Source organism: Plasticicumulans sp., assembly GCF_035331805.1.
Taxonomy (GTDB): domain Bacteria; phylum Pseudomonadota; class Gammaproteobacteria; order Competibacterales; family Competibacteraceae; genus Plasticicumulans.
Genome location: NZ_DAOLKE010000222.1, coordinates 1 through 5904, shown reverse-complemented (window position 1 = coordinate 5904; position 5904 = coordinate 1). Strand labels below are relative to the sequence as shown.

Genomic DNA, 5904 nt, shown 5'->3' with positions numbered 1-5904 from the left:
GCACCGGCCTCCGGAAGGCCGTCGGCAGCAGTTCAAGTACCCGTGCCGACACTTGAAACATCGGCGTCGACTCTTCAACTATCGACGCCGACTCATTTTAGGGCGACGGCGCCCCAAAATGAGTCGAAAAAGGCAGTTCGGGAGAGGGTGACGCCCCCTGCGACCGGCCGCATGACCCCGCCCCTGCCCGGCCGGACACGCCGGCGCCCGCCGCCAGGTGGCGGCCTCGCGTCCTCAGGCGCTGGCGAAATCCGGCGCTTACGGCAGGCGCCGGAGTGTCGGCCCGGGGTTTCGCGTCTACCGTCTTTCCGGGCAGCGGGCGATCCGGGCGGCTTCGATCCGTGCCCGTTCAGGAGGAACGACCCTGACCCTTCAGCCGCCGGCATGAGGTCATCGCCATGTATCTTCCGGCTCAGTTCGTGAACGCCTACGTCGACCTGTTCACGTGGATTCTCGATGGCAGTGACTGGAGTTTCACCGGCACGCCGATCCTGCATTACCTGCAAAGCGGCAAGAAGCCGCAGTCCCCGAATGCGCAGCTGGCCCACCAGCGTTTCATGAGCCGGCTCGCGCAGGTCGATCCGAAGTTCACGACGGCCAAGACTTTCAATTACAACGATTACGATTACATCAACCTGTCGATCCGCCGCTGCTTCATCGGCAAGGCCTGCCCGTGGGAAATCCAGGAAACCCTGCAGCTCGCCTCGGAACTCGGCCTGACCAATCCGGATACCGTCTACAAATACTGCTCGGACAATCTCGGCGTCGATTGCGGCGGTTTCGTCGCGGCCTACTGGGGCGAGGGCGTGCCGCACATGGCCGATACCCAGCCGGTCGGCAGCCTCGGCTTTCTGCCGCGCACCTTCTGGTCCGACAGCCATCTGTGGCCGGACGTACGCGCGCGCCGGCGCAAGTCGGCCGGTGAAATCAGCCCCGGCGATGCGGCGATCTTTTTCAAGGACATCAAGGGCGATGACCCGGACATCGCCAAGCAGCGCGACAGCAGCGGCACGCTGATCGAAGGCACCGGCTCGGAAGCCTTCCACATCGGCCTCGTCAACAGCGTCAGCGGCGGCGGCGACAAAATCACGCAGCTGGAGATTGCCGAATCGAGCGGGGCCGCCTCGAAATTCGGCAGCGACGGCGTCAACGTGCGCTTTGCGACGATCCAGTCCTCGGGCATCGCCAAGGGGCTGATTTACGCGCAGACCGGCGCCAACGAACGCATTTACTTCCTCGGCCCGCCGGCGGGCTGGGGGCCGGAGCTGCCGTATACCTACGGCGAGGAATGAACGGCGCGGGCCTCACACGAATCCGGACGCCGGCAGTGGGGCCGGACTTCGCCGGTACAGTTCTTCATGCCGATCACCGGCAGTGCCTTCTCAGCGTGCCGCCGGCACCCGTACCGGGCGCGACCCGCAGTTGCTGCGCACGTTGCCTGCGCACGCGAGCGGCGACAGCTGCCGGTCGAGACAGATGCGCAGTTCCGCGAACACCATGCCCCGGCAGACCGGCACGACGGCCGCTGCCGGCAGGCCGGGATTGGCGCTGACGAAGGCGGCGACGATGCCGGCGGCCGTCGTCGTCTGCGCCCGGCGCGGGCTTTCGAACACGTCGGGCACGCGGATGGCGGTGCGCGCCTGGTCGGCGAGGCGGAAATAGCCCAGCGCATCCAGCCCGCTGCAGCTGCCGTGCTTCTGCCATTCGTGCGCGATCAGGCTGCGGCTCGGAAAGATCGTCGCGCCGAAGGCGGTTGCTTCCGGCGTCAGGCTTTCGCGGGTTGCGCAGTCCTGCGGATACGGCCCGGAGCGGTTCTGCGGCCACAGGCCGTGCAGCACGAAGCCATAGCCCTTGCTCGCGCCGCACTGGCCGGCATCGTCCGCGTGCGTCAGGCAGTAGGTCGGCGACCAGGACAGCGCCAGCAGGTAGTCATCGAACACGCCGGCGCGGAAACCGTACGGCTCGCGCGCTCCGGCGAGTGCTGTGACGAGCAGCAGCACCGGCAGGCAGAGCACGCGGCGGCACAGCAGCGATCGGGCAGTCATGGCAGCGGCCTCCGGGGCCTTGCTGGCAGGGTCGGGGGGCCGGGAAGGAAAGCGCGCCGGCCGGGGCCGGATTCAGCCGTCGCCGGCCAGTGCCTCGACGCGCAGCACCGTGCCGTCAACGGCGACGACGCGCACGCGCGTGCCGGCCGGCAGGTCGGGGCCGCGGATCGGCCAGGTCGAGTCGCCGAGCTTTGCGCGGCCGCTGCCGGCGACGATCGGCTGATCGAGCACGAGGATGCGGCCGACGGCCTGTGCGCCGCGGCGGTTCAGCGTCGGGGTGTCGGTCTCGGAGGGGTGGCGGCGCTGCCAGAACTGCCAGCCGACGATCGCGCCGACCGACAGCAGCGCGAAGATCAGCCACTGCCATTCGACCGGCAGCCCCGGAAAGCCGGCGAGCAGCACGCCGACCAGAGCGGCGGCGATGCCCATCCACAGGAAGAAGAAGCCGGGCGCGACCATCTCCAGCGCCATCAGCACGACGGCGAGCAGCCACCAGTTCCAGTACGGCGGGTCGAGCAGCGGCAGGCTGATCATGAGGGCTGTCCGGGCTGCGGCGGCACGCGGCCGGCCACCGGCGGCGCGGCGCGCTCCTTCATGGCTTCCTGCGCGAGTTCGGCGATGCCGGCGATCGAGCCGAGCACGCCGGTGGTGTCGAGCGGCATCAGGATCACCTTCTGGTTCGGGGCGCGGCCGATCTGCGCGAGCGCATCGACGTACTTCTGCGCGACGAAGTAGTTGACGGCCTGCGCGCCGTTGGCGGCGATGGCCTCGGAGACCATCTGCGTGGCGCGGGCCTCGGCCTGGGCCATGCGTTCGCGCGCCTCGGCATCGCGGAAGGCCGATTCGCGCCGGCCCTCGGCTTCGAGGATCGCCGCCTGCTTGAGGCCGTCGGCCTTGAGGATCTCGGACTGGCGCTTGCCTTCGGCTTCGAGGATCGCGGCGCGCTTGTCGCGCTCGGCCTTCATCTGCCGGGCCATCGAATCGACGAGGTCCATCGGCGGCGCGATGTCCTTGATCTCGATGCGCGTGACCTTGAGGCCCCAGGGCGCGGTGGCCTCGTCGACGACGGTCAGCAGCCGGGCGTTGATCTCGTCGCGCTTGGAGAGCAGCTCGTCGAGGTCCATCGAGCCCATGACCGTGCGGATGTTGGTCATGGTCAGGTTCAGCGTCGCGAATTCGAGGTTGCTGACCTCGTACGCGGCGCGCGCGGCGTCGAGCACCTGGAAGAACACCACGCCGTCGACGCGGATCATGGCGTTGTCCTTGGTGATGATCTCCTGCGAGGGCACGTCGAGCACCTGCTCCATCATGTTCATGCGCCGGCCGATGCGATCGACGACCGGGATGATGAAGTTCAGCCCCGGGTCGAGCGTGCGCTTGTAGGCACCGAAGCGCTCGACCGTGTACTCCATGCCCTGCGGCACCGAGCACACGCCGAGCACGAGCAGCAGGATCATCAGGATCACGAGGCCGATGACGAAAACCCCGAAGCCGCTGATCACCATGATGCGTTCTCCCGAGTGGTGGACGATGCGCAGACCCTAGCAAACGCCGCCGGCCGCGGCTGCCGCGACCGGCCACGGTCGGACACGGCCGACCACGACCGGCCGCGGCCCGGAGCGGCCACCGCGGCAGGCCGGCACACGCAAGCTATTGTTGGCGCGGGTGCGACGCCGCTGGCATGGCGCGTGAAACAGCCGGCTTGCGCCGCGCCCGCCGGCCGGGCGCGCGGGACCCGGAAGATTTTTCTTCAAAAATAATTCCACGGCCCGCGCATCCACCGGCGCAGCGGCTGCGAATACGGGGTGTCGACCGGCAGCACGCCGGCGCCGACCCGAAAGCAGTCCGCACACACCACCACAAGCCTGCCATTCCACGTTGCATCCGGAGATCAAGACCATGAGCACCACGACCAACGTCCGTACCGGTTATGCCCTCGCCGCCGCCGCTGCCGCGCTGTTCGCCGGCGGCCTGATCGCCCCGACCCTCGCCAGCGCCGCCGACGGCGAGGTCAAGTGTCTCGGCGCCAATGCCTGCAAGGGCCAGTCGGCCTGCGCCGGCGAGCACAACTCCTGCAAGGGCCAGAACGCCTGCAAGGGCCAGGGCTGGATCAACACCTCCTCGGCGCAGGAGTGCTCGTCCAAGGGCGGCAAGCCGATCCTCTGATGCACCGGCGGCGGGCGCCCCGGTCCCGGGCGCCCGCCGCGCGGTTTTTCCGCTTCCCCGCTTTTCCGTTTTCGCTTTCCCGCTGTTCCACCCTGCTGCCACGAGCTGCCGACCATGTCGCTGACCGGCTTCGGTCTGGGCCTGCGCCCCGACCATTACGCGGACATCCTCGCCACGCACCCGGCCGTCGACTGGTTCGAGGCGCTGACCGAGAACTACCTCGTGCCCGGCGGCAAGCCGCTTTCGTGGCTCACGCGCGTGCGCGAGCACTACCCGCTGGTGCTGCATGGGGTATCGCTGTCGATCGGTTCGACCGCACCGCTCGATCGCGATTATCTGCAGGCCGTGAAGGCGCTGGCAGCGCGCGTCGAACCCGAGTGGATTTCCGATCACCTGTGCTGGACCGGTGCCCACGGCCTGAACCTGCACGACCTGCTGCCGCTGCCCTATACCGAGGAGGCGGTCGCGCACGTCGCGGCGCGCGTGCGCGAGGTGCAGGACGTTCTCGGCCGGCAGATCCTGCTCGAAAACGTGTCGAGCTACGCCGAGTTCGCGCACGCGCCGCTGACCGAGTGGCAGTTCCTGAGCGCGGTCGCCGAGGCGGCCGACTGCCTGATCCTGCTCGACATCAACAACATCCACGTCGGCGCCCGCAACCACGGCTACGACCCGCTCGAATACCTCGATGGCGTGCCGGCGGCGCGCATCCGCCAGCACCATCTGGCCGGCCACCTCGATCTCGGCGAACTCGTCATCGACACCCACGACCACCCGGTCGCCGATCCGGTCTGGGCGCTGTACGCCGAGGCCGTGCGCCGCTACGGGCCGGTGCCGGCGATGATCGAGCGCGACGACCGCATCCCGCCGCTCGCCGAGCTGCTCGCCGAACTCGATCACGCGCGCGCGATCGCGCGCCACGCCCTCGCCGAGGCCGCCTGAGATGAGTGCGAACCTGCCCGGCCTCGCGCCGCTGCTCGATGCCTTCCAGCGCCACGTGCTCGATGACGATCCGGCGGTCGCCGAGTGGGTGCGCGCCACGCCGGCGCTGCCGGCCGCGCGCCGGCTGGCGGTGTACCACGAGGCCTACCGGCTGCGGCTGGTCGAGGTCTGCACGCACGATTACGCCGGCCTGCAGACGCTGATCGGCGAGGACGCCTTCGCGGCGCTGGTGCTCGATTACGCGCGCGCGCGGCCGTCGGTGTACCGCTCGGCGCGCGATTTCTCGGCGGCGCTGCCGGACTGGCTGCAGGACGAACCCGAGCGGCTGCCGGCGGTGGCGCAGGAGATGCTGCGCTTCGAGCGCGCGCTCGCCGATGCGCTCGATGCCGCCGACGCGCCGCAGCCCGGCACCGAGGCGCTGGCGGCGATCGATCCGGCCGGCTGGGGCGAGCTGGTGCCGCTCGCGCATCCGGCGCTGACCCGGCTGACGCTCGGCTGGGACGTGCCGGCGCTGTGGGCGGAAATGCGCGCCGGCGCCGAGGCGCGCGCGCCGCGCCGGAGCGAGGCGCCAATCGAATGGGCGGTGTGGCGCGCGCCCGACCTGATGACGCAGTACGTGTCGCTGCCGGTCGCCGAGGCCGCGGTGCTCGATGCCGCCCTCGCCGGCGATGACTTCGCGACGATCTGCGAGACGCTCTGCGCGCGGCTGCCGCAGCAGGAAGTCGCCGCCGCGGCGGTCACGGCGCTGTGCGCC

General features: G+C 69.7%; 7 protein-coding genes. 4 read left to right on the top strand and 3 right to left on the bottom strand.

The genetic code is table 11. The annotated features are described in order from the left end of the window. The first annotated feature begins 398 nt into the window (after positions 1–398). The gene (locus PKE44_RS13800; protein ID WP_324552166.1) at positions 399–1292 is read left to right on the top strand and encodes a hypothetical protein; all 894 of its coding nucleotides are present in this window, start codon (positions 399–401) and stop codon (positions 1290–1292) included. A 90-nt stretch (positions 1293–1382) separates the two neighbouring features. Here PKE44_RS13800 and PKE44_RS13795 read toward each other — a convergent pair whose 3' ends face one another. From PKE44_RS13795 to PKE44_RS13785, 3 genes are all read right to left on the bottom strand, one after another. After that, the gene (locus PKE44_RS13795; protein ID WP_324552164.1) at positions 1383–2045 is read right to left on the bottom strand and encodes a ribonuclease T2; all 663 of its coding nucleotides are present in this window, start codon (positions 2043–2045) and stop codon (positions 1383–1385) included. Positions 2046–2117: 72 nt separating this feature from the next. Continuing rightward, positions 2118–2579 carry an NfeD family protein gene (locus PKE44_RS13790; protein WP_324552162.1) on the bottom strand — a complete coding sequence of 154 codons (462 nt, stop codon included), beginning with the start codon at positions 2577–2579 and terminating at the stop codon, positions 2118–2120. Then, a complete protein-coding gene (locus PKE44_RS13785; protein WP_324552160.1) occupies positions 2576–3550 on the bottom strand; it encodes an SPFH domain-containing protein in 975 nt (324 codons plus the stop codon). Before PKE44_RS13785 ends, PKE44_RS13790 begins: the two co-directional genes overlap by 4 nt. Before the next feature lie 394 nt (positions 3551–3944). Here PKE44_RS13785 and PKE44_RS13780 point away from each other — a divergent pair, with 394 nt between their 5' ends. The 3 genes from PKE44_RS13780 to PKE44_RS13770 all read left to right on the top strand — a co-directional run. Beyond that, the gene (locus tag PKE44_RS13780; RefSeq protein WP_324552158.1) at positions 3945–4211 is read left to right on the top strand and encodes a hypothetical protein; all 267 of its coding nucleotides are present in this window, start codon (positions 3945–3947) and stop codon (positions 4209–4211) included. Positions 4212–4325: 114 nt separating this feature from the next. Then, entirely contained in the window at positions 4326–5150 is an 825-nt protein-coding gene (locus PKE44_RS13775) for a DUF692 domain-containing protein (RefSeq protein WP_324552156.1), read from the top strand. Position 5151: 1 nt separating this feature from the next. Further along, on the top strand, positions 5152–5904 hold a 753-nt coding region (locus tag PKE44_RS13770; protein ID WP_324552154.1), incomplete at its 3' end, for a DNA-binding domain-containing protein.

What these genes read in the sequence shown, in the direction of transcription:
- PKE44_RS13800 (WP_324552166.1), top strand. Translation starts at nt 399, where the DNA reads ATGTATCTTCCGGCTCAGTTCGTGAACGCCTACGTCGACCTGTTCACG.
- PKE44_RS13795 (WP_324552164.1), bottom strand. Translation starts at nt 2,045, where the DNA reads ATGACTGCCCGATCGCTGCTGTGCCGCCGCGTGCTCTGCCTGCCGGTG.
- PKE44_RS13790 (WP_324552162.1), bottom strand. Translation starts at nt 2,579, where the DNA reads ATGATCAGCCTGCCGCTGCTCGACCCGCCGTACTGGAACTGGTGGCTG.
- PKE44_RS13785 (WP_324552160.1), bottom strand. Translation starts at nt 3,550, where the DNA reads ATGGTGATCAGCGGCTTCGGGGTTTTCGTCATCGGCCTCGTGATCCTG.
- PKE44_RS13780 (WP_324552158.1), top strand. Translation starts at nt 3,945, where the DNA reads ATGAGCACCACGACCAACGTCCGTACCGGTTATGCCCTCGCCGCCGCC.
- PKE44_RS13775 (WP_324552156.1), top strand. Translation starts at nt 4,326, where the DNA reads ATGTCGCTGACCGGCTTCGGTCTGGGCCTGCGCCCCGACCATTACGCG.